This window comes from [Phormidium] sp. LEGE 05292, assembly GCF_015207735.1.
Lineage (GTDB): Bacteria > Cyanobacteriota > Cyanobacteriia > Cyanobacteriales > Aerosakkonemataceae > Floridanema.
In genome coordinates this window covers 1-19,713 of record NZ_JADEWG010000118.1, presented here as the reverse complement: position 1 = coordinate 19,713, position 19,713 = coordinate 1, and the positions used below count along the sequence as shown (strand labels likewise).

Below are 19,713 nucleotides of genomic sequence, written 5' to 3'. Positions count from 1 at the left end.
TTCTGTTTCTTGACTTTCTTCTACTATAACTCCTGGTAGGTTTAGCAACTTAGTCAGTAATCTATTCTTCATCTCTTTGATGCTTAACACTTCCCTAATAATTTAGCACAGTAAGTACGGAAGAACCATAGGTTGTCTCCCCATCAAATACTGTGACGAGGGAATTAAGACCTAAATCGATCCCGGAAATTTTACCTTCTTTATTGGTTGGAACATCTTCAGCTTCCCACAAAATAGCGGCAAAATATTTATCCGTGCTGTCCTTTGAGACGGTTACGGATTTTATTTTGCCGCCGATCTTTTTAGATATTACTGCTTTAACAATCCCCAGTTTGGGAAGTTTGACACCATTTCCTTTAATTGAGCAACCTGCCGGGTATCTCAGCGATTGCTTCTGATGTTTGCTTTTAAACTTTGGGAATTTAGCCCGACGTTCAAAGAAGTTTTTAAATGCTGCTTCCAGGTTTTTTAATGATTGCTGTAATGCCGAAGAAGACGCTTCTCTTAGCCAGAAAAAATCTTCATGCTTCTTCAGTTGTGTCAAATCTTTCGCCATGTCGCAATAGCTTAATCCTTTGCCCGTTTCTTGATATTGAGTGTGGCTCTTATTTAGGTAATAGTTCCAAACAAAGCGACAGGACCCGAAGTTTTGTGCTAGGGCTACTTGTTGCTCTTTATTTGGATACACTCTGACCTTTAAAGCTGTTAGCATCACTCTATTAATCTGAGAATTAGTGATAGTATAGCCTAAAAAAATACCAGCGTCAAACTATATCGAAACGTTGACGCTCAATTTGAGTTTTTGGTCGCCATTCATCTCCCGCTAAACTGCGTTGTAACGGGAGTCTTTTTGCTGCATTAAGATAACCTTTTTTTAACTTCTCATTGATTTTCTTGTCAGCTTCTGCCTGAGCTTTTTGGAGATTGCTGTAGGTGCTGCGATTGGTTTGTCCTATAGTACCAATACGTCCATAGCGAATTATGACATCAAAGGCGTTAACCGTGACTTCATAGAATTTGTGGGAACGATCGTCGGAAAGTTCTAAGTAAACTGTATTAGACTCTATGGAAGGATTAGCAGAGAGGGACGCTTCCGAGCGTATTCCAATTTCAACAAACGCGCCCCCACTCATGAACAAACTGCCATCCTCTTGTACAAGCAGGGTTTCCGTGAAGGAATCGGTTATCCAAGCCAGCAAAACCGATCGACCATCGGGTAAGATAGTGTACTGACCTCGACGCTCGGTGCTTAACAATCGATAAGAACCATCAGATTCAAATAAATAACAGTATTTGTCCTTGTGCAGCCAGATTGAACGGATCAGTTTCTCCTTTAGATTATTTTCTGGCTCTGTTGTGAATGGAGGTAAGGAATTGTTAGACATAGACTACTTACGTCCAGTAGAGAATTTGTGCTTGTGGGAAGCGGCGAGCGATCGCTTGCTCAAAAAAGCGACGTAGAGTGTTCATGGTGTCCTTATCATAGACATACTTGATGCCACCAAACTTGTTCCGTTTGATGACTCGTCCCGCTTCATCCAAATCTAGCTTGCTATGAGGATACCAACTTTGTAAGACTTCCTTCGAGCCAGGAGTAAAGCGATGAGTGATTAACTCAAATGTCAGGTCGCAATCAAAATCAAGTGCAGCACCGATCTGGTCAAACAGTTGAGTATAACGATCTTCCCAATCTTCGAGCGGCATTATCGGGGCAATCACCAATCCTACAGGATAGCCACCTCCTCCCTGTTGAGTAGGTAATGCCAGCTTTCGCAATCCTCCTAAACGGGCGGCAACTGAGGCGGTTCCTCCCTCCATCCTGGTAGAAATGGGAGCAGCGTTTACACTAACTCTAGGGCGGGTATGTCCGTTGTGGGGTAACTCCAATAACGGCTCAACCGCATCAAATTTAGACACCCAGCGTAAATAACCATCCTTACGAGTACCAAAGTAGCGAATGCACTCGGCAAGACTGCCTGTAAGATGTTCGATGCCTAACGGATCGGTGTAACAACTGACCTCAAAAGAAGTATTTTTCCCTGGCTTTTCATAAGCAGCAAGGTTGGCAATAATCTGTGGTAGGTTGGCAAAGACGCGAATTACTGGTGGTCCAAGCAAACTGCCAGCCAGGTAACAATATTGACAATGTGCCGGACAGCCTTCTGCTAGATGAAACTGCCAGTCAGCCGAGGGGGGAATTGGGCTAAGTTTGAAATGGCTATTGGGGGCATTGACTACTGCTAGGGTGCGTTTGGAAATATCGTAGGTTTCTCGATCGCTTTCACCTCGTAACCCTGTTAATCGATTGCGGGGCAACTGTTCGATCGGTAATCCCAGTGTCCGCACTCGCTCTAATATCTGCTGTCCCCATGCTTCCTCTAGAGCAGCGGGAGTAAACAAAACGCGATCGGGCATCCACAAACGCGGCTTGGTCAATGTTGTCGCTTCCACAGAAGTCGATACAGTCAAAATCGATTCTCCACACTAGGTCTACTTTCCATTGTGATTTCATCTCCACTAAAAAAATTCTCCCAAGTAGAGAGATTTCCCCCTATCAAAAGCAGTATTTACCCAGATTTCTTGCTTACTAATAACTAGAAAAGAAACTTATTTTACTGCTCATCTATTGTTAACTAAATCAAGCTTCTCTGATTTGAATTGTTAGCTAATCCCTGATTTTTTCAAACATTAAGAATCCATTCACTGGCTTTTATTTCTAAGATTTTCTTTTGTGCTTCTTTAATACTTAATGGCACTCTAGTTATCCATTTTAATCCGCTCATTGCTGCTAAGTTATCTGCTGTATATAAAGCACTGTCTGCTACACATATTTCCGCAAATGTCCATTGCTTTTTAAATTCTTTTAGTCGGTCAACAAATACACTGATCATTTGAATCTCCTGATTAGATTTTGAGTATTCCTCTGCCCTACACAGCAGAAGTTTTGAAACGAATATTCGACGAGTTGCAATTGTCTAAAAGCTACTAGCTTGATAGTTTTCAGTTCGCTGTGTATCCACCATCAATCACTAGCGATTGTCCAGTAAGGTTTTTTGGGCAATGCCCACCTTATTGGCTGCGATCTAACAATTTCATCTGACATTGACTGCGCCAGAGTTGCACTTCAACTCTATATCTGTACTATTCGGCTCAACTCGTATGAGAGCGGTTGACAAAAAACTTGGGCTTATTCATGGTGTTCCTTGTTCTGATTTAGACCCTAATGTTCAGAATTCACTTGCCATGTAATCACAATGATTTCTGCAAATATTAAGACGATTAACAGCCGCGTGAACACTTGTAAAATGGCTTCCATTGTCCAGTTCTGACTCTGAAGCTCCCAGATTGTCACAATAATGTTCACTCCAATCACCAACCAGGGTAAGATGATTGCTGAATTCCGTCTGCGATAGACGCGGAGCGTCGCCTCCCGCCAAAATGGGAAGGTACTGAAGAGACAAACAAGGTAGGACGCTCCTGCACTGGCGAACAGGCTGGTTTGAAGACCCGAAGGCAGGTTTGGGTATCCAAACGCGATCGCCGTCAGGCAAACTCCCAGCGCCAGATACAGGAAAGTAAATAAGGTAAATCGTTTCATTATTTCTTCTCCAGTGAGGCTTATTCTCTGTACCAGACACGCACACATTGAAAGCAGTTGATTGCAAGACCCTGACTGATCATCACTGGGTGGAAAGCATTACTGGTCGTCACGCCGTAGACATCATCACTGGTGCCTTCGATGCGATCGGGTAAAACAACAGTTTCAACATTGATCACTTGTATCGTTGTACTTTCGATCCACTGATTGACAGCACTCACAACCTCAGAGAAGGATTCATACTCGGAAGGTCCGCCGAAGGGTCCCCGGTCAGTAATCCGAGGCGCAAAATCTTTGAACTGAATCATCTTATTCACCATCTAAAATTGCAGTGCTGACCATCTCTTGAAGAAGCGATCGCGGTTTGATTTGTTGATGGATCAATTCCTGTGATTCCACGATCAAAAATCAACTCACTGTATATCCGCCATCGATCGCCAAAGGTTGTCCTGTAATGTATCTAGCAGCATCAGAGCAGAGAAATACAACCGCTTGAGCAATTTCCGTTGCCTGACCAATCCGACCCATTGGAACCATAGACCCAAGATCATCGAATGTGATACCCATTTGCTCAGCGCTACGAGCCATGAGGTCAGTCGCGATCGGACCCGGATTGACAGCATTGATCCGAATGCCCTGTTTGGCATAATCGAGGGCAGCACATCGCGTCAGTCCCATCACCGCATGTTTGCTGGCAACGTAGGGAGAGATTCCTGGAAGCGCAACGAGACCATTCGTAGATGAATTGTTCACGATTGCGCCTGAACCTTGGGTCAGCATTTGCTGAATTTCATATTTCATACAGAGAAACAGCCCTCGCGCATTGATCGACATAATCTTGTCAAAATCCTCGATCGATTGTTCATGCAATGGTTTAACAGCCAGATCAATTCCAGCATTGTTAAAAGCACAATCGAGTTTGCCGTAGGTGGCGATCGCTTTTTGCACCAATTCCCGGACATCCGCCTCACTCGATACATCGGATTTCACGAACAAGCATTCCGCCCCAGTCTCGCGAATCAAATTAGCTGTTTCTTCACCTTCTACACTGCGTATGTCCGAGAAGATCACTTTGGCTCCAGCAGCACCGAATGCGATCGCGGTTGCTTGGCCAATTCCCGATGCGCCACCAGTGACCAACGCCACTTTATCCTGAAGTATCATTCTATTTCTCCTAAAATCAAGTCCAGTTGTTCTCTCTTGAAATCATCGTGAAATCGCCTTGAAAAAAACTTAGACAAATCTTGCCAGCGAAAAACTAAAAGCAAAGGAAAAGGCATGAAAGCTGACATGGGCTAACATTGCAGCCTCAAGCGAGTATTGCCAAAAGAGCCAACCAAACGCAATGCCAGCAATCCCATTGAGTAATATCGCTCGGATAATCACAAGCGGAGTGAGTGGAACGATCGCGGCAGTCGCTGGCAGGTGTAGTAGTCCAAATACCAACGCGGCTAAAACGATCGCACCCTGGTAAATCCCTTGACTTGGCAACGTGATGCCTTGTTTTAACACCTTCCACGCGATCCAAATAAGCAGCGACATTAAACCCCAGCGCATCAAAATTTCCTCAGTGATGCCGCCATAGGACATTGCTGTGAGCAAATTCAACCAACTTCGTTCTGTATTATTGGCTGCCTGTAGCGCTTCAGGTAGGGCAGGTTGCATCAACCGATCGAGCAACAGGACAATGATTGTGGTCGCTGCACCTACACCCAAACTCCATTTCATCTCAACGGCAAAAGATGGAGACTTAGTGGTATGAAACACCCAATGATCAATCAAATGGGAGTGTAATCCAACGCGGTAGGCACAGCCAATTCCGATCAGAATGCTGATTGCCAGTAGAATTGAATACTGTAGTCCTTGCAGAAGCATTAGAATTCCCAATGGCGGCACTTTTCCCAGTGCTTCTGGAGACAGTTTCGCTAACTGTTGCTCGATTAAAGGAATAGACGTGATCGTGAACATGACAATTCCCACACTGCCCAACCCAAATAGAATCCCGAATTGTTTTAGAATTGCCATTGGTTTAATCTCCAGATGATCCGTCCTATTAGCTCATTTGTCCAATCGGTCGAACAATGATTTCATTCACATCTACCTCTGCGGGTTGCTCGATCGCAAAGGCAATCGCACGGGCGATCGCATCTGCTGGAATCACTGCCTCACGAAATCCCCCCACCCATTCCGCTGCTTCAGCATCTGTGATCGTGCTGGCAAGTTCAGTTTCCGTTACTCCAGGCGAAATCACCGTAACCCTGATGTCGGTCGATTCCTGCCGCAGTCCTTCGGAAATCGCCCACACTGCAAATTTAGTGGCGCAGTACACGGCTGCGGTTGGATAAACGTTGTGCCCGCCGATCGAGGATAGATTGACAAACTGCCCTGATCGTTGCTGCTTAAAGAGGGGGAGTGCAGCAGCAATCCCGTGAAGTACACCGCGAATGTTCACATCAATCATGCGGTTCCATTCATCGATCTTCAGCACCTCTAGCCTGGAGAGTGGCATCACGCCTGCATTGTTCACCACAACATCAAGGCGACCAAATTTATCTTGAGCAAACTCGACAAAGGCTTGCATGTCTTGAAGGTTGGTGACATCAAGGGTACGATATTCTGCTTCGCCCCCTTGAGAGCGAATTTCGGCAGCGATCGCGTCCAGTCGATCAGTGCGTCGCGCCCCTAACACAACCCGTAAACCCTGATGAGCCAGCAATCTAGCCGTTGCTTCGCCAATACCGCTACTGGCTCCAGTAATCGCAATAACTTTGTTCTCAACAGTTGACATGGTGATTGTTCCTTGTAAGTGATTAAAGTAACGAGATTACCGACGACCCTTCAGATGGCTTTGGGAAATGGGTTCAGATGCCTTGTCACGTTTGAACACCCGGAAAACGATCGCCAGGAAGACGGGAATCAGCACGATAGAGGTGATGTCGTAGAATCTCGCATGGTACTCGCTGATGCTGAACAGGGCTGGCGCGGCGAAGAAGCTGCCAGACCAGTTGAACAAGAGAAAGTACGCGATGTTGTTGGCAAAGTGCGCGCCGATCGCAAGCTCGGTCGTGCCGTCGATCAATGAAACGATCGCATACAGCAGCCCCGTGCCGACGAAGATTCCGACAAACATCCCGATCCAGCCACCCTCCTGTGACTCCGGGTTAGTGGCGTGCGGCAGGGTGAAGATCACGGCTGACACGATCAAAAGAAACACGCGGTTCGACCAGATCAGGCTTGCACCCTGCACAATGTACCCGCGAAAGAACAACTCCTCGGTGGTCGTCTGGATTGCAGTGAGGATTAGCGCGATCGGCACGAAGAACGCGAACGTCTTGAGGTCGGAGTTGAAGGAGAAGCTATTGGGGTAGAGGAGGTATTGCCCCAGTCCAGCGAGCAGAACCCACGGCACAAACCCAGCCACGAAGCCGTGACCGACGCGAGTCCAACTGATCTGCTCCCGCGCGGTGATCAGCGTCCGGGGATGGCGCTGGTGAATGAGGGTGACGGCGATGAGAATTCCTGCGAGGAACACCGGAAAACCCGCCATGCTCACGACGAAGCCCCCCAAGGGACCGAACGCGGCGTAATCCAGCCGACTGAATGCTGCGACACCCTCCTTGCCGCCGAGCGCCAGCGCGACGAGTGCGCTGGCAAAGTTGGCGACGACCATCCAGGCAAAGAGGATGATCATCAGCCCCAGAAGATACCGCCACCACCGATACTTACCCCATCCGGCAGCCTCGACGTAAGTTGCGTCTTTCACGTCCGTTCCGATTCCCTGCTTTCCTTTGATTGCTTTGATCCTCATCTTTGTCTCCTTTACTCGTGCAGGTATGTAGTGCTTGGAAGTTAGTGAACGTGTTTTGTTTACAGGCAAGTTAGAGACGAATTGGAGCAAAGATTGGGGAACCTAATGGCTTGCAGAAATCATCGCTGCCATCAACTCAGTTGTTTTCCAATGCCCTGTATATCGACTTCCATTAATAAACAGGGCTGGAGCAGACGTTACTCCACTCTGTATTCCGCCTTTGATATCCTTGTTGATACGATCGACATACACTTGTTTAGACAAGTCTCTGAGAAACTGAGGAATATAAAGCCCTAAATCATTGGCGTACTCAATCAGATAACCATTCTCCAAAGTTTGTTGATGGGCAAATAAAGTATCGTGCATCAACCAAAACTGTCCTTGTGCAGCGGCAGCTTCGGCTGCTTCGGCAGCCCGTTGAGCATGAGAATGAATTTGTACCTGCGGAAAGTGACGGAAGATAAAACATAAATAATCCTCTCCAAGAGAAACCGTAAGCTCTTGCCGAATGATTTTAATCAGCTTGTAAACGGCTGCACTTCTAGGACATTGATAATCCCCATACATCACTAATACCACGGCGGCACTTAGCACACCTTGACTGTGATCTTGGCTTGAAGCTGGCACAACTAAAGAACTGGAACTATGGTCGTCGATCATCTTTCTACATCTGTATCAAGCATGGAACCTTGCGATTCACTTGCTCAATCCACATGAATTCAATATAAGCAATTGGCTTTTAGTTGTCGTCTACAGTGAGTTAACATTTTTAGGCTGTAATTTGATGGAGCAGCCGCTCCTTCTTAAGATAGTCGGATGCTGGGTTAAGCTTAATTGCGGAATTAGACCTCTTAACCAGAGGTTTAGTACTAAGCTGATTAACAAAATTATTAAATGAGGTAGTTTTTTAATTGACTTGTATTAGGCTTCATTAACTACCTTTTCTAATAATTTTATGTATTACGCGCACAAACTCGAAAGCCTCCTCTTGCACCCTTTGGATTTGCAATATACAAACTTCTTTGGTTAGGGTTTTGGGTTCGTGTACCTCTAGCAACATTTGAAAGTTCAACAGGGTCTCTCCCACCAGATACATCTCGCATCACATTAAAACTAACACCCTTTGGAGCATTCCAGCTTAAAGTAGTAGTACATCCTTGGGTCGAAAAGTTTCCGCTTGAGCGATTCCTTTGACCCCGTTGAGGTTGAGCTTCACTTGATGCACAAGCACATATTCCATTTTGTGCTAACGCAGAAAAATGGGGTAGGGTTACTATTCCGACAACTGGCAAAAAGATTAAAGGCATTGAACTGAGAATTGCTATTTTTTGATTAAACTTCAAAAACATTGTCGATTCTCCTTTTAATTAGATAAAAGCTAAACAGTGATTGCGTAAGTGTTTGCATAAATTCAATATAGGAAATCACCTTCAAGCTGTCGTCTATAGCGAGTTAAAAGTTTTATAGTAGAAATTGATAGAGTAACCTTTCCATCGCAAAGTAGAAGGCTGACTATAACTTAAGTTAGAATCCCCATTCGATCGAAAGTACACCCTACAAACTAACAATGCCGCGTTTAACAGCGACAATCACAGCTTGAGTGCGATCGCTAACATCTAACTTATTCAAAATTCGATTCACATGAGATTTAACTGTGCCTTCACCGATACTCAAAGCCGCCGCAATATCGGCATTACTCATTCCCTGTGCCAGTGAGCCAAGTACTTCTAATTCTCGTTCACTCAGTTCTGGATTGCTGAGGCGCTGTGCCAACTTTGCTCCTACATCAGGTGGAATATACTTCTGACCCCGATGAACGGTGCGAATCGCATTCAGAAGCTCGTCAGGTTCAGTTTCTTTCAACAGATACCCTTTGGCTCCTGCCTGCAATCCCCGATAGATATCTTCGTCACTATCATAAGTGGTCAGTACAATAATTCGAGCAGATTTGGCGATCGCACAAATTGCACTGATAGCAGCAACTCCTTCCACTTCAGGCATTCGCAGATCCATTAGCGTTACATCCGGTTGGTGTTCCTCAAATAGCGCGATCGCTTGTTCCCCATTTTCAGCTTGGGCAATCACCTGCATCTCTGGGTCACGGTTAATAATGGTAGCTAATCCTTGCCGAAAAATAGCATGATCGTCCGCAATCAAAACCCGAATAGTCGTGGCTTGGCTCATCGTGATGTTACTCCCGAATGACGGTGACAATAATCTCTGTTCCCTGTCCAGGTTGACTCCTAATGGTTAGTTGTGCGCCGATGCGCTCTGCCCGTTCGCTCATGCCTAGTAAGCCAAAACCCTCAGAGGATGGAATACTCCCAACACCAAAGCCCCGTCCATTGTCTTTTACGCGCAAGCAGAATCGATCGCGATCGTAGACTAGCTGCACTCGGATTTCGTCAGCATTGGCGTGTTTAATCGCATTGGTTAATGCCTCCTGCCCCATCCGCAGTAGGTTACTTTCGACTTCAGTGGGTAGAGAATACACTGCACCCTCAATCTCATAATGTAGAGTGGTATCCATTGCGGCAGTTCTGATTTGAGCGATGAGACGATGTAGAGCGCTCTGTAAACTGCCCTCCTCCAAAAGCTGAGGACGGAGCGCTACTACCGATCGCCGCGCTTCAGTCAGTCCAGTTCGCGCCAATTCTTTGATCAGATCCAGGTGTGCCCCAGTTGCTTCTACATCATCCGTTAGCACCTGTTTTGCCGCTCCCACCTGAGCCAGAATGCCTGTAAACGACTGAGCGAGGGTGTCATGAATTTCGCGTGCCATGCGGTTGCGCTCTTCTAAAATCGAGGCGGCTTCTGCTTGCTTTTGCGGTGTAATATCTCGCGCCAGCCAAATCACCTGCTCATGCCGAATTGGGGCAATGCGAGCCGAAAACCAGATTTCTCGTCCAGCGATCCAATCGCTGTATTCAACGGTGAGGACTTGTTGAGTTCTCACCGACTGCTGAATGTAATCCAGAAATTCATCAGCTTGTTCTTTGGCAAAAAGTTGATGCAGCGTTTTGCCAGTACACTCCTCTCCATAAGATGAAGTTCCTTTGATTGTGCAGAGCAATCGCCCTTCAGCATTGATGATACATAGCGGATCGGGAATGGCTGAAAAGAGCGCCCGCAGTTCTGCTTCAGAGGCTTGCAACGCGACTTCTGCCTGTTTGCGATCGCTAATATCCGCAAGTACCCCTTCGATGTAATCATCACCTGCATTCAGATAAGAAGAGAAAAGCCCCCAAAATACTGTCCCATCTCGTTTTCGCATCTGTGCTTCATAGCTTCGCACTTCCCCATCCCGCTTCATCACCTCAATGCCTTGTTGTCGATCGCTGAGATTGACCCAATAGCCTGTAGTGTGTTCAATCCCAATCATCTCTTGGGGTGAATCAAAGCCAAACAGATCGGCAAAGCGTTGATTGGCATCGAGAATTAATCCATCACCGATACGGGTACGATAGATACCAACCTGCGAGTTTGCAAAGATGTTGCGGAACTTAGCTTCACTCCGTTGTAATGCCTCTTCTGCTTGCCTGCGCTGAGTGGTGTCATTGCCCACCGATAAGATTTCAACGACCTCTCCCTGGTCATTGAAGATGGCTTGATTCGACCAAGCCATCCAAACTCTCCGACCGTCTCGACACAGATTTTCACCTTCGCCCTGCGGGTACGCTTGAGGATTGCGAAGTAAATCGTGAACCATAGGTTTGACATCGCGCCCAGAGATTTCGATGTCTGGAATGATGGTTTCAAATAAGGTTCGCCCTAAGATCTGATGTTCTTCATAGCCAAGAAGTTTTACCCCATAATCGTTGATGTAGTGAATCCGTCCTTGCGGATCATAACGAATGATGACTGAATTCGCGGTTTGTAGCAGATTGCGATAATTCGCTTCACTTTGTCGTAATGCGTCTTCTGTTCGTTCGCGATCGATGATCTCCTGCTGTAATGCTTGAGTTTGCTCTTCTAGTTTCCTTTCCAGTGTTTTGGCATAGTTTGCTAGCCGTTCATACAGCCGAGCATTTTCTAGTGAAATTGCTGCCTGAGCCATCAACAGTTTTAGGACTTGTAAGCGATCGCTGGTAAACACTCCAGTACTGAGATTGTTCTCTAGATAAAGAATGCCGATTAGCTGACGTTGCTGAAGAATTGGCATACACAGGAGCGATTGTGTCTGGTGATGTTGAATGTAAGGATCAGTTAAAAAAGACGATTCGTTGACTGCATCATCAAACACCAGAGTGTCTTGAGTGCGTTCTACTGAGTGAATGACGGAGACAGGAATCGTTGTGCACTCAGCAATAGTCAACTTCTCCAGGTCACACGGTCTATTTCCGCTGCATTGAGCGACTACAGTGAGTTGATCCTCTTCCAGGAGAATCAGAGCGCCTGTTTCGGCTCCTGCATTTTCGATTACCACCTGCATTAATGTGGCAATCAGTTGATCGAGATGGATCATTTAACTCTTCCCGACGAAGAACTGTCAGCCATCTCCCAAAGTATATCGCTTGTCAAAATCCAGAAAATTAAGCTTCTGGTGGATTGTTGAAGGTTTTCCAACCCACATTCCGCACCCTCAACTGTCACAGTAAGTCCCAAAGTGTCACTGCTTCCTCATACCGTCAACTAATTGCTCATTACTGGAGTAATTGTCTTCAAGTTTCTGTTGGACTAAAGATTATCTGGTGGGTAAAATTCCCACCAGAATTAATTTTTTGAACCTAAGTCAAGTTTTGGCAATTAAGCCAAACATAAAGCATCTATCGATACTAAATTTATGAAGCAATTGCAGACAAACCGAATCTTAAAAGTAAGTTCGACTGTCGTCGCTTCAGTTGTGAAGTTAAGCTAGGAGTGCCAATCATGGCTAAGGTCAAAGTGCAAAGCCCAATGCAAAAGCAATTCGCAGATAACTATGAAGAACAACGTAAAGAAATGTTTCTTCATGTAGCACGCGAACTAACTGGTCGTGCCAAACAACGACAATTACCAAAAGGTAAAGCATTGGATTGGGAGAAGTTTAACGAGTATTTCAATAACTTCTATGCCGACCATACGGCTGATGAAATGCTTGATGAACTCCTAAACAACTGTTATTGGTTAGCATCCGAACAAGCAATCATTGAATTGCACTTCCGTTACGTACAAGATGCCGTCAAAGCATCCAAACGGAATGCTAAAGATGAAGACGATGATGATAACGACGACTTCATCAAATAAACCTCAAAATTAATGAGTCATTAAAAAGCCGCTTTAAGCGGTTTTTTTTTCACCCACCACCCAGTCAGCGAGAAACAGCTAACGCTGTTAGTACGAAAAGTGCAATTAGTTCAAGTAACGAATTTTTTGCGCTAATTGCGATTGCTTCAACATTACTCAATTTTGCTGTTTAAACCAACTTAAACAGGCGAATATTGTCGCTTTTTCGGTCAATGACCCACCACTAAATCATAGATTATAGTGGGGGCTTGAAAACAAGTCCGTAGTTGACCCGCCTAAGTCTTAATTGACTACGTTATCTATGTCAAGATACCAAAGAATGCTCCACCAGTTCTTTGCTCTATCGTCAATCATTAAACATCTGAGTTGGGTTTAGGAAGTATGGCTGACATAACAAGCTTAGATAACATTGGCTAGGTGGCCTTTACCCTAGAAATAGGAGTTTTCAATGTCTAATAGAAATGCAGTTTTCGTCTTAGATTCTAATCGCCAACCACGTAATCCAGTACATCCGGCTATTGCTAGAAAGTTACTTTCTTCAAACAAAGCAGCAGTGTTTCGTCAATATCCTTTCACAATTATTTTGAAGCAGGTTCAATGTGATAACCCAAAGTTTTTAAGGATTAAAATTGACCCAGGCGCAAAGTTCACTGGTTTAGCTTTAGTGTCAGACAAAAACATTGTTTGGGCTGCTGAACTAGAACATCGCGGTTTTGCAATTAGAGATTCTTTGACTAGCAGGAGGCAAATACGTAGAAACCGCCGATCGCGTAAGACCAGATACCGTCAACCGAGATTTCTTAATCGCCGTCGTCAAGATGACTGGCTGCCACCTAGCTTAATGTCTCGCGTTTACAACATTCTTTCTTGGGTAAATCGTTTGTGCTTCCTTGCGCCAGTTAAAGCTATCAGCCAAGAATTGGTTAAGTTTGATACTCAGAAAATGATGAATCCTGAAGTTAATGGGATTGAGTATCAACGTGGTGAACTTTGGGGTTATGAGGTTAGACAATATTTACTTGAGAAGTTTAACCATACCTGCGTTTACTGCGGTGCTACTGACAAACCTTTTAACTTAGACCATTTTCATCCCAAATCAAAAGGTGGAAGCGATAAAGTCAGTAATTTGGTTTTGTCCTGTGTTGACTGTAATCAAGCTAAAAGTAATAAATCACCTGCTGAGTTTTTGAGCGATCGCTTAGATATTCTTGCCAAAATTGATAGGCAACGGAAGCAACCGTTAGCTGATGCCGCTGCTGTCAATACTACCCGATGGAAACTCTCATTAGTTCTTGAATCTACTGGCTTACCTGTTGAACTGGGTTCTGGTGGACTAACCAAATACAATCGCCAGCGTTTAAACATTAGCAAAAGTCATTGGACGGATGCAGCTTGTGTTGGGCAGTCTACTCCTGACACTCTTAATGTCAACGGTTATCAGCCATTGATTATTAAGGCTATGGGCAGAGGATCTCGCCAAATGGTTAAGCCAGATAAGTACGGCTTTCCTCGCACTTCTCCCAAACTTAGACAGAAATCATTTTACGGCTTTATGACTGGCGATATCGTCAAAGCTGTAGTTACCAAAGGTAAAAAGGTAGGTACTTATGTTGGCAGGGTTGCAGTTCGTAAAACTGGCAATTTCAACATCAAAACCAAAACAGGTACGGTTCAAGGAATTAGCTACAAGTATTGCCGCATTATACATAAATCTGATGGCTACACCTATAGCTATGGTCAGGTTTTGAGTCATCAATCTTGCACAAGTTTACATCAACTTAAACAGGTTCAACAGTTCAAACAAATCCAAGGCGATCAATTAAGTTTGTTCTAATTTTAAACAGAGGAAAGTAGTTTATATGCTGACTAATTTCCTCTCATCACTAACATTTATATAGTGAAAGTCTCCAACAGCTATTTTCCGAAGAAATGGTGCTGCAAATTCCACAAATAAATAGCCATTAACTCAACTTGAATACTCAGTTTCTTACTGAGTATTTTTCCCCTAACGGGTTAGTAATCAAAAAAAGCTGTAGCCAAAGGGTAAAGGCAGCCTCGGTAAGACGAAGGCTTATTTGAGGGTTCGATTCCCTCCAGCTTTACTTACTATATCTGTATAAAAATACGCTAAAATTTGCTATTGAATTAATTTATTAGGACACCATAAAAATTACAACTAATTTAGCGTATTTTTGCACAGAATTGCTGTTTCTAATTTTCTAACGTAGAGCCAATCAATTGCTAACAAACTGCCGTTCTTGTGGAGAACGAGTCCACAAAGTACAAAATCCGCCCTTTGATGGTTTCCCTTCAACTGTTAAAGTAACTCCCAACCGATTCACTTCGGTTTCACACAACTTCTTCCCATTCTTTTCACTCAACAAAGCTTGATTCCAACTCATAAACTGACGAGCATATTTTCCTTCATTACTCATTGCCCAGCGAATAGTATCAGCATTCTTCTGTGCAAATTGACCCTCATTGCTTAATCCCCATTCTAATGCTGCTGCTTCTTTTAGTGTTAGCTGTCGCAGTCCAGTTGGGTCAAGTTCTGGTGATGGAGTAAAGCGAGGAATTGCTAATCCCACAAATATACCAATTGCAATAGCACTAAACACTACACCGCTACCAAAAATCACTGACCAAATATCATGAGCTACTTTCTCTAAAGCAGCTTGTCGTACTAAAGTTTTAACTGAATTAGAGATATTGCGACTTTGTACGGTAATTGCTGCTTTACTCTGACGTTCTAGCAGTTCTCGACTTGACTGTGCCCAATTATCAACAAACTGCTGTACTTGTTCTAGTTCTTGACTGATAATAGCTTGAGAATCTTTTAAGTCCAATTGCCATTTAGATTGCCATTGTTTGAAGAAGTTGTCAATTTCATCTGGCTTCTGTTCTAATAGCAATTCTAGCTGACCTGTAGCTAGTAAAATGATTAAAAGTGGATCGTTTTTATCTAGCCCATATCGGTAAGCTGTGTTAATCACATGGGCGCGGAATTCTGGGTCTTTTCCTTTGAGTACTTGACTAATTAATGACTCAGTATCTCGCTCATACATAGGTGGGGCAGATAAAGGCGATTGATTTTGAACATCTCTCGTCTTTAACTCATCATCAATTAGTTGCCAAAACTCTACATTATTAGGTGAATTGCTTTGTTCTACTTCAGCTAGTTCTGGCTCTGGAAAAGCTGATTTATCATCAAAATCGTTTGCATCTAAGTCTAGATTTATTGCTTCATTTTGGTGCATTATAACTCCTCAGTATCTTCAGTGTTATGAACTTGCAGTTAATTGTGGTGGTTTTCCTGAAGGTATTGTTTCTACTAGGCGATTTGGTGCATCGTTAAACAGACCAACATTTTCGATTAGGTTGTAAGATTCGTTTAAGAAAGTGTGCAAGCGTTGTTGACTGATTAAATGAAAATCTGAATGCTGCATTGCCTGTTGAAACGATAAGCGTTTGGTATCGATAAATTTGCGTTCTCTGGAACTTAATTGTGGAAAGTCTACAATCGCAATTTGATGCTTTTGGATTAGCTTTAGTATTTCTTGATGCCCTTGCATATGTGACCAGTCTTTACATACTCCAAAGTTTCGTACTAAGACGTGCTTCAACTGCCCTTCAAAGTGATTGAAGGAGTCTATAAACATTTCGATACTGTCAGTTGTTCCGCCACACAAGAACCATTTGCAGATATCAATACCCGACTTTTCTTTGAAATCGGGTGAGATTAGGTCAGCTTCATCAATCCATTTGTTGATAATACTGTAAACCCGAGCAGGTAAGTTAACGATAACAGGGGTTTCTAAAGCAGTTTCAAAAATGATATCAATGTCAAAAAACTTCTCTTCATCTTCAACTAAAGCTACAACTTGCGCTCCATATTCGGGATAACGCTGCTGTACGTCTGGGTTTTTGAAATCGCCATCAATGAGAGTGTAGAGCAAATCGTACTTTTGATTAAATTCGACAAGAACGCGAGTAAACATGGATTTCCCTACTCCACCTTTCTCACCATCTACTAAATGAATTCTGTTAGCCATTAGCTTTCCTCGCTATTAACTGAATGTAGGGCCGAGCATTGCTGGGTCAAAATTTGCTAGGTTAAATACATCTGTATCTGCTTCAAAATCATCGATTTCAACTACTGGTTCTTCTAACTTACTGACTGGCTCTCTAGGAGTAGAGTTAGGAATAACTGACGGAATCTGACTTTCCGTTTGGTACTTTAAACCTAAAAAGTAAGGAGAACATTCAGGATGATGAGCACAACCTCTAGCTACTAACATTGACCCCAATTGCTGCCGATTTAACTCCAGATTTGCACAAATATAATCCACATGATTGAGTAAAGCCTCAATACAATCCCAGCCTAGTTGATGAACTTGTTCCGACGAAGCAACACCACTTTTTTGATAGGCTACAGCTTTCCAAAATGCCTTGAACGCCTTAAATGCAGCTTCTTTATGGTCGTAAACAGGATGATTGAGTAGGTAATTCAACAATATTCCTTCATCTGAATCAGAATAGGGCTGACATCGCAGTTGATATGCAATCCGCTGTTTTTCTTTATTCACGGCTATCTACTCCCATTTAAACAAGATTCAATGTCTTCTTTTTTCTTGACTACTCCTCGGTAAGGCCCAGACAACAAGGAAACAGCATCTAATTCGGTTCCTGTACTAACAACTGCAACAGGAGGTATTTCTTTATCAGTTATCTTGGTATTTGATTCAGCAACAAGTTCTGTAGAAGATTCAATTAATGCGTTAGAAGGTTCAGCACTTTCCTCTGTTGAATCAACCTCAGTTGGCTCAGTAGCTTTATGACGTAATCCCTGAAATTGAGATTTAAAATAAGTAAACAAACCGTAAGCATCTGCTAAACGATGTCCTAATCCATTGGGGTCTAATTCTGGTGGTATTGAAATACCTGCGTGCCAGGATTGAGCATAACGGGAATAATGAGAACGCAATTCGGATTTGAGATACTCGGCTGTACCACCACAAAAGACTATTTCATCGGTATCAGGAGGCAATACTTCATCTAGCCAATGGGTTAACATTTTTAAGTAGTCAGAGCGAGACTGTTTGATTGCAGCAATTAATTCATCTACTTCTCGTTCTCTAGCAGCTTCATCTCGATTACGTGCAATGCGGTAGAAGTAGGGACGATTGTATCGTTCGCCTGAAATAGCGATCGCTTCTGCTAATCGAGCCACATCATAATTAGAAGTACGCTCTTGTACAAGTTCAACCATCCGTACCATGCCTAAGTCCGAGGTTTTGCCTTTACCGACAGCACCTCTGGCAGCTACTACTAAGGAGGCATTGCGAAATCCTACCATTGCAAAGGCTGTCACCCTGGTTTTGAAAGCGGCTCCGAGTTTGCTATTGTGAACGATAGAAATGCCTCCTCCCTCTTGCAAAGCTTGGGTTTTATCGAGTTTGACTGAGAATCTGCCAGTTGGTGTTTCAAAGGAAGCTGCGGCTCGACTTAATAGCTCGAAGAATTGTTTGGAGTCATTGAACTCGCCTGGGGGTAGGAAGACTGCGATCGCTATACTGAACTGATGGCCTAAGTTTAATTTTTGCGATATCACCCATAAAGCTGCTAAGGCTTTGTACAACGCACTGCTGTATTTGAGACCGTTCAATCCGATATGTGCATTGAATTGAGATGCGGCTAAGTAACCGACTGCTCGACAATCGTTGTTGATGGCAACCCAGGCGATGTTTTCGGGAGCGGTGGAGTTCAAGTTGGGTAGCGTGTAGGCATTGGCTGTATCTTGACTCACTGGCCCTACTTGCGATTCCATGATTAAGGAATTGGGTTGGCTCTTGTGCAACTTTTGGTAAAAGATTCTGGTGGATAAGCCACCGAAATCCATCACTGCGATAGCATCTGGTACGGTAACTTTTTTTGGTCTAGCCATAAGGTATATCTCTTTATTACTGCCTTGATGCTAGGAGTAGTCGAGCGAGATAAACTTCACCAGGGACGGTATTTTGAGTTAGTTCAAACAAACCCCTCTGATTGGAGGGGAGAGCCATTCTGACAAGAAAAGGTTTGTAGAATTTCTGGACAAAAGTAATGCAGAAAATTTTTATCAATTCCTAAAGCTATTTTATCAAGAGTTGATTGCTGAGTGGGTAGCTGCTGGCAATGAAGCGGATGAATTTGCTGAAAAAGGAGCCAAAATAGTGATAATTCTGGACAATGCTAGTTTTCACAAAAAAGCCGAATATCTCCAGAAAATTGCGGCTGAAATGCCCAATATTCATTTAGAGTTTCTCCCGAAATATAGCCCTGATTATAACTTAATTGAATTAGTTTGGCATTCAGCAAAAGAATTTATTGCTAATCGACTCTTTAAATCAATTGAAGAATTAGAGTATTTATTACATCAACTTTTAAATCAAGGAGAATTAATTATTAAATGGGGGCGCAAACTTAAAAATAAAGGTAATGCTCTTATCACTGTTTAAATGCTTAACAGCTTATTCGACACTAAATAAACTCGGAATTTTTTGTGAGATAGATGAGGAGTGTCGTTGAACAGGCTCATTAAGATGCGATCGCAACTCAACAACTCCTGCGAATCCAGCACAATTTCCTCAGAAAGCCCTTAGATTTTCCCTCTAGGATGTCAATCATCACTGAGGATACTTCTATGACATTACCTTTATTATTAAGCCAACAAGATAATTTCGAGCAGTTAAAATCTGCGACTCCAATTGATTTTGGCTCTCTCTTCATCTGGAAGGTCGTTTCAATTGCATTGCAAAACCAACCAGATAGGTTGCTTGAAACCACCGATGAAAAACATCTCCTGAACAACACAACAAAATATAAACGTCACGATCAGTCGTTTTCTAGACTGCCTCAATCAGACTGCAACTTTGCTTTCAACGGTGCGTTCATTGATGTTGCTCAAGAAGTTGCGGTTCTTCCGTACTTACTGTGCTAAATTATTAGGGAAGTGCCAGAACAATAAAGCTCTTAATTCAAAATTGCGGAAATTCCTAAAGCCAAATCCACAACGTTTGAGTAATTTCAATTTATTATTAAT

23 protein-coding genes and 1 pseudogene are annotated in these 19,713 nt (G+C 43.5%); 5 read left to right on the top strand and 19 right to left on the bottom strand.

Features of this window, described 5'->3' with window-relative positions; all coding sequences use genetic code 11:
• Positions 1-94: 94 nt before the first annotated feature.
• From IQ264_RS24470 to IQ264_RS24405, 14 genes are all read right to left on the bottom strand, one after another.
• Positions 95-712, bottom strand: a complete 618-nt coding sequence (locus tag IQ264_RS24470; RefSeq protein WP_228061783.1) for an RNA-guided endonuclease InsQ/TnpB family protein — start codon at positions 710-712, stop codon at positions 95-97.
• A gap of 52 nt (positions 713-764) precedes the next feature.
• Positions 765-1,385 carry a WGR domain-containing protein gene (locus IQ264_RS33170; protein ID WP_228061782.1) on the bottom strand — a complete coding sequence of 207 codons (621 nt, stop codon included), beginning with the start codon at positions 1,383-1,385 and terminating at the stop codon, positions 765-767.
• Between the two features lie 7 nt (positions 1,386-1,392).
• Positions 1,393-2,469, bottom strand: coding sequence for a spore photoproduct lyase family protein (locus IQ264_RS24460; RefSeq protein WP_228061781.1), 1,077 nt, complete (start codon positions 2,467-2,469; stop codon positions 1,393-1,395).
• 212 nt (positions 2,470-2,681) lie between these two features.
• A complete protein-coding gene (locus tag IQ264_RS24455) occupies positions 2,682-2,891 on the bottom strand; it encodes a hypothetical protein (RefSeq protein ID WP_228061780.1) in 210 nt (69 codons plus the stop codon).
• A 329-nt stretch (positions 2,892-3,220) separates the two neighbouring features.
• Positions 3,221-3,598 carry a hypothetical protein gene (locus IQ264_RS24450; RefSeq protein WP_193983769.1) on the bottom strand — a complete coding sequence of 126 codons (378 nt, stop codon included), beginning with the start codon at positions 3,596-3,598 and terminating at the stop codon, positions 3,221-3,223.
• A gap of 20 nt (positions 3,599-3,618) precedes the next feature.
• The gene (locus IQ264_RS24445; protein WP_193983767.1) at positions 3,619-3,906 is read right to left on the bottom strand and encodes a hypothetical protein; all 288 of its coding nucleotides are present in this window, start codon (positions 3,904-3,906) and stop codon (positions 3,619-3,621) included.
• 100 nt (positions 3,907-4,006) lie between these two features.
• Positions 4,007-4,762 carry an SDR family oxidoreductase gene (locus tag IQ264_RS24440; protein WP_193983765.1) on the bottom strand — a complete coding sequence of 252 codons (756 nt, stop codon included), beginning with the start codon at positions 4,760-4,762 and terminating at the stop codon, positions 4,007-4,009.
• A gap of 69 nt (positions 4,763-4,831) precedes the next feature.
• The gene (locus IQ264_RS24435) at positions 4,832-5,566 is read right to left on the bottom strand and encodes a CPBP family intramembrane glutamic endopeptidase (protein WP_228061779.1); all 735 of its coding nucleotides are present in this window, start codon (positions 5,564-5,566) and stop codon (positions 4,832-4,834) included.
• Between the two features lie 85 nt (positions 5,567-5,651).
• A complete protein-coding gene (locus IQ264_RS24430; RefSeq protein WP_193983760.1) occupies positions 5,652-6,386 on the bottom strand; it encodes an SDR family oxidoreductase in 735 nt (244 codons plus the stop codon).
• 36 nt (positions 6,387-6,422) lie between these two features.
• Complete coding sequence (locus IQ264_RS24425) at positions 6,423-7,406, bottom strand: CPBP family intramembrane glutamic endopeptidase (RefSeq protein ID WP_193983758.1); 984 nt, start codon at positions 7,404-7,406, stop codon at positions 6,423-6,425.
• Between the two features lie 102 nt (positions 7,407-7,508).
• Entirely contained in the window at positions 7,509-8,066 is a 558-nt protein-coding gene (locus IQ264_RS24420; protein WP_193983756.1) for a DsbA family protein, read from the bottom strand.
• A gap of 293 nt (positions 8,067-8,359) precedes the next feature.
• Positions 8,360-8,755 carry a hypothetical protein gene (locus tag IQ264_RS24415; RefSeq protein WP_228061778.1) on the bottom strand — a complete coding sequence of 132 codons (396 nt, stop codon included), beginning with the start codon at positions 8,753-8,755 and terminating at the stop codon, positions 8,360-8,362.
• Between the two features lie 205 nt (positions 8,756-8,960).
• Positions 8,961-9,590, bottom strand: coding sequence for a response regulator (locus IQ264_RS24410; RefSeq protein WP_193983754.1), 630 nt, complete (start codon positions 9,588-9,590; stop codon positions 8,961-8,963).
• A 7-nt stretch (positions 9,591-9,597) separates the two neighbouring features.
• Positions 9,598-11,871 (bottom strand): PAS domain S-box protein, encoded by a 2,274-nt coding sequence (locus IQ264_RS24405; protein WP_193983751.1) that lies wholly within the window; start codon positions 11,869-11,871, stop codon positions 9,598-9,600.
• Positions 11,872-12,275: 404 nt separating this feature from the next.
• On the opposite strand from IQ264_RS24405, the gene IQ264_RS24400 reads away from it, so the two are divergent.
• The 3 genes and pseudogenes from IQ264_RS24400 (at position 12,276) to IQ264_RS24390 (ending at position 14,734) form a co-directional block, all read left to right on the top strand.
• Complete coding sequence (locus tag IQ264_RS24400; protein WP_193983749.1) at positions 12,276-12,632, top strand: hypothetical protein; 357 nt, start codon at positions 12,276-12,278, stop codon at positions 12,630-12,632.
• A gap of 448 nt (positions 12,633-13,080) precedes the next feature.
• The gene (gene iscB / locus IQ264_RS24395; RefSeq protein ID WP_193983747.1) at positions 13,081-14,466 is read left to right on the top strand and encodes an RNA-guided endonuclease IscB; all 1,386 of its coding nucleotides are present in this window, start codon (positions 13,081-13,083) and stop codon (positions 14,464-14,466) included.
• 192 nt (positions 14,467-14,658) lie between these two features.
• Positions 14,659-14,734 (top strand): annotated as a pseudogene (locus IQ264_RS24390).
• A gap of 132 nt (positions 14,735-14,866) precedes the next feature.
• Here the strand turns inward: IQ264_RS24390 and IQ264_RS24385 are convergent.
• From IQ264_RS24385 to IQ264_RS24370, 4 genes are read right to left on the bottom strand one after another with little or no spacing between them, the layout of a single operon-like run.
• The gene (locus tag IQ264_RS24385) at positions 14,867-15,889 is read right to left on the bottom strand and encodes a DUF6753 family protein (protein ID WP_193983745.1); all 1,023 of its coding nucleotides are present in this window, start codon (positions 15,887-15,889) and stop codon (positions 14,867-14,869) included.
• A gap of 24 nt (positions 15,890-15,913) precedes the next feature.
• Complete coding sequence (locus tag IQ264_RS24380; RefSeq protein ID WP_193983742.1) at positions 15,914-16,684, bottom strand: mobilization protein MobD-like protein; 771 nt, start codon at positions 16,682-16,684, stop codon at positions 15,914-15,916.
• A 15-nt stretch (positions 16,685-16,699) separates the two neighbouring features.
• Complete coding sequence (locus IQ264_RS24375; RefSeq protein ID WP_193983740.1) at positions 16,700-17,218, bottom strand: hypothetical protein; 519 nt, start codon at positions 17,216-17,218, stop codon at positions 16,700-16,702.
• 2 nt (positions 17,219-17,220) lie between these two features.
• Positions 17,221-18,576 carry a ParM/StbA family protein gene (locus IQ264_RS24370; RefSeq protein WP_193983738.1) on the bottom strand — a complete coding sequence of 452 codons (1,356 nt, stop codon included), beginning with the start codon at positions 18,574-18,576 and terminating at the stop codon, positions 17,221-17,223.
• 97 nt (positions 18,577-18,673) lie between these two features.
• Here IQ264_RS24370 and IQ264_RS24365 point away from each other — a divergent pair, with 97 nt between their 5' ends.
• Entirely contained in the window at positions 18,674-19,129 is a 456-nt protein-coding gene (locus tag IQ264_RS24365) for a transposase (protein ID WP_413470366.1), read from the top strand.
• Positions 19,130-19,314: 185 nt separating this feature from the next.
• Entirely contained in the window at positions 19,315-19,611 is a 297-nt protein-coding gene (locus IQ264_RS24360; RefSeq protein ID WP_193983736.1) for a hypothetical protein, read from the top strand.
• On the opposite strand, the gene IQ264_RS24355 is transcribed toward IQ264_RS24360, so the two are convergent.
• Positions 19,600-19,713, bottom strand: coding sequence for a transposase (locus tag IQ264_RS24355; RefSeq protein WP_413470325.1), 114 nt, complete (start codon positions 19,711-19,713; stop codon positions 19,600-19,602). The genes IQ264_RS24360 and IQ264_RS24355 overlap by 12 nt on opposite strands.

Coding starts and splice junctions, on each gene's coding strand:
- IQ264_RS24470 (WP_228061783.1), bottom strand. CDS start 712: ATGCTAACAGCTTTAAAGGTCAGAGTGTATCCAAATAAAGAGCAACAA.
- IQ264_RS33170 (WP_228061782.1), bottom strand. CDS start 1,385: ATGTCTAACAATTCCTTACCTCCATTCACAACAGAGCCAGAAAATAAT.
- IQ264_RS24455 (WP_228061780.1), bottom strand. CDS start 2,891: ATGATCAGTGTATTTGTTGACCGACTAAAAGAATTTAAAAAGCAATGG.
- IQ264_RS24450 (WP_193983769.1), bottom strand. CDS start 3,598: ATGAAACGATTTACCTTATTTACTTTCCTGTATCTGGCGCTGGGAGTT.
- IQ264_RS24445 (WP_193983767.1), bottom strand. CDS start 3,906: ATGATTCAGTTCAAAGATTTTGCGCCTCGGATTACTGACCGGGGACCC.
- IQ264_RS24440 (WP_193983765.1), bottom strand. CDS start 4,762: ATGATACTTCAGGATAAAGTGGCGTTGGTCACTGGTGGCGCATCGGGA.
- IQ264_RS24435 (WP_228061779.1), bottom strand. CDS start 5,566: ATGTTCACGATCACGTCTATTCCTTTAATCGAGCAACAGTTAGCGAAA.
- IQ264_RS24430 (WP_193983760.1), bottom strand. CDS start 6,386: ATGTCAACTGTTGAGAACAAAGTTATTGCGATTACTGGAGCCAGTAGC.
- IQ264_RS24425 (WP_193983758.1), bottom strand. CDS start 7,406: ATGAGGATCAAAGCAATCAAAGGAAAGCAGGGAATCGGAACGGACGTG.
- IQ264_RS24420 (WP_193983756.1), bottom strand. CDS start 8,066: ATGATCGACGACCATAGTTCCAGTTCTTTAGTTGTGCCAGCTTCAAGC.
- IQ264_RS24415 (WP_228061778.1), bottom strand. CDS start 8,755: ATGTTTTTGAAGTTTAATCAAAAAATAGCAATTCTCAGTTCAATGCCT.
- IQ264_RS24410 (WP_193983754.1), bottom strand. CDS start 9,590: ATGAGCCAAGCCACGACTATTCGGGTTTTGATTGCGGACGATCATGCT.
- IQ264_RS24405 (WP_193983751.1), bottom strand. CDS start 11,871: ATGATCCATCTCGATCAACTGATTGCCACATTAATGCAGGTGGTAATC.
- IQ264_RS24400 (WP_193983749.1), top strand. CDS start 12,276: ATGGCTAAGGTCAAAGTGCAAAGCCCAATGCAAAAGCAATTCGCAGAT.
- iscB (WP_193983747.1), top strand. CDS start 13,081: ATGTCTAATAGAAATGCAGTTTTCGTCTTAGATTCTAATCGCCAACCA.
- IQ264_RS24385 (WP_193983745.1), bottom strand. CDS start 15,889: ATGCACCAAAATGAAGCAATAAATCTAGACTTAGATGCAAACGATTTT.
- IQ264_RS24380 (WP_193983742.1), bottom strand. CDS start 16,684: ATGGCTAACAGAATTCATTTAGTAGATGGTGAGAAAGGTGGAGTAGGG.
- IQ264_RS24370 (WP_193983738.1), bottom strand. CDS start 18,576: ATGGCTAGACCAAAAAAAGTTACCGTACCAGATGCTATCGCAGTGATG.
- IQ264_RS24360 (WP_193983736.1), top strand. CDS start 19,315: ATGACATTACCTTTATTATTAAGCCAACAAGATAATTTCGAGCAGTTA.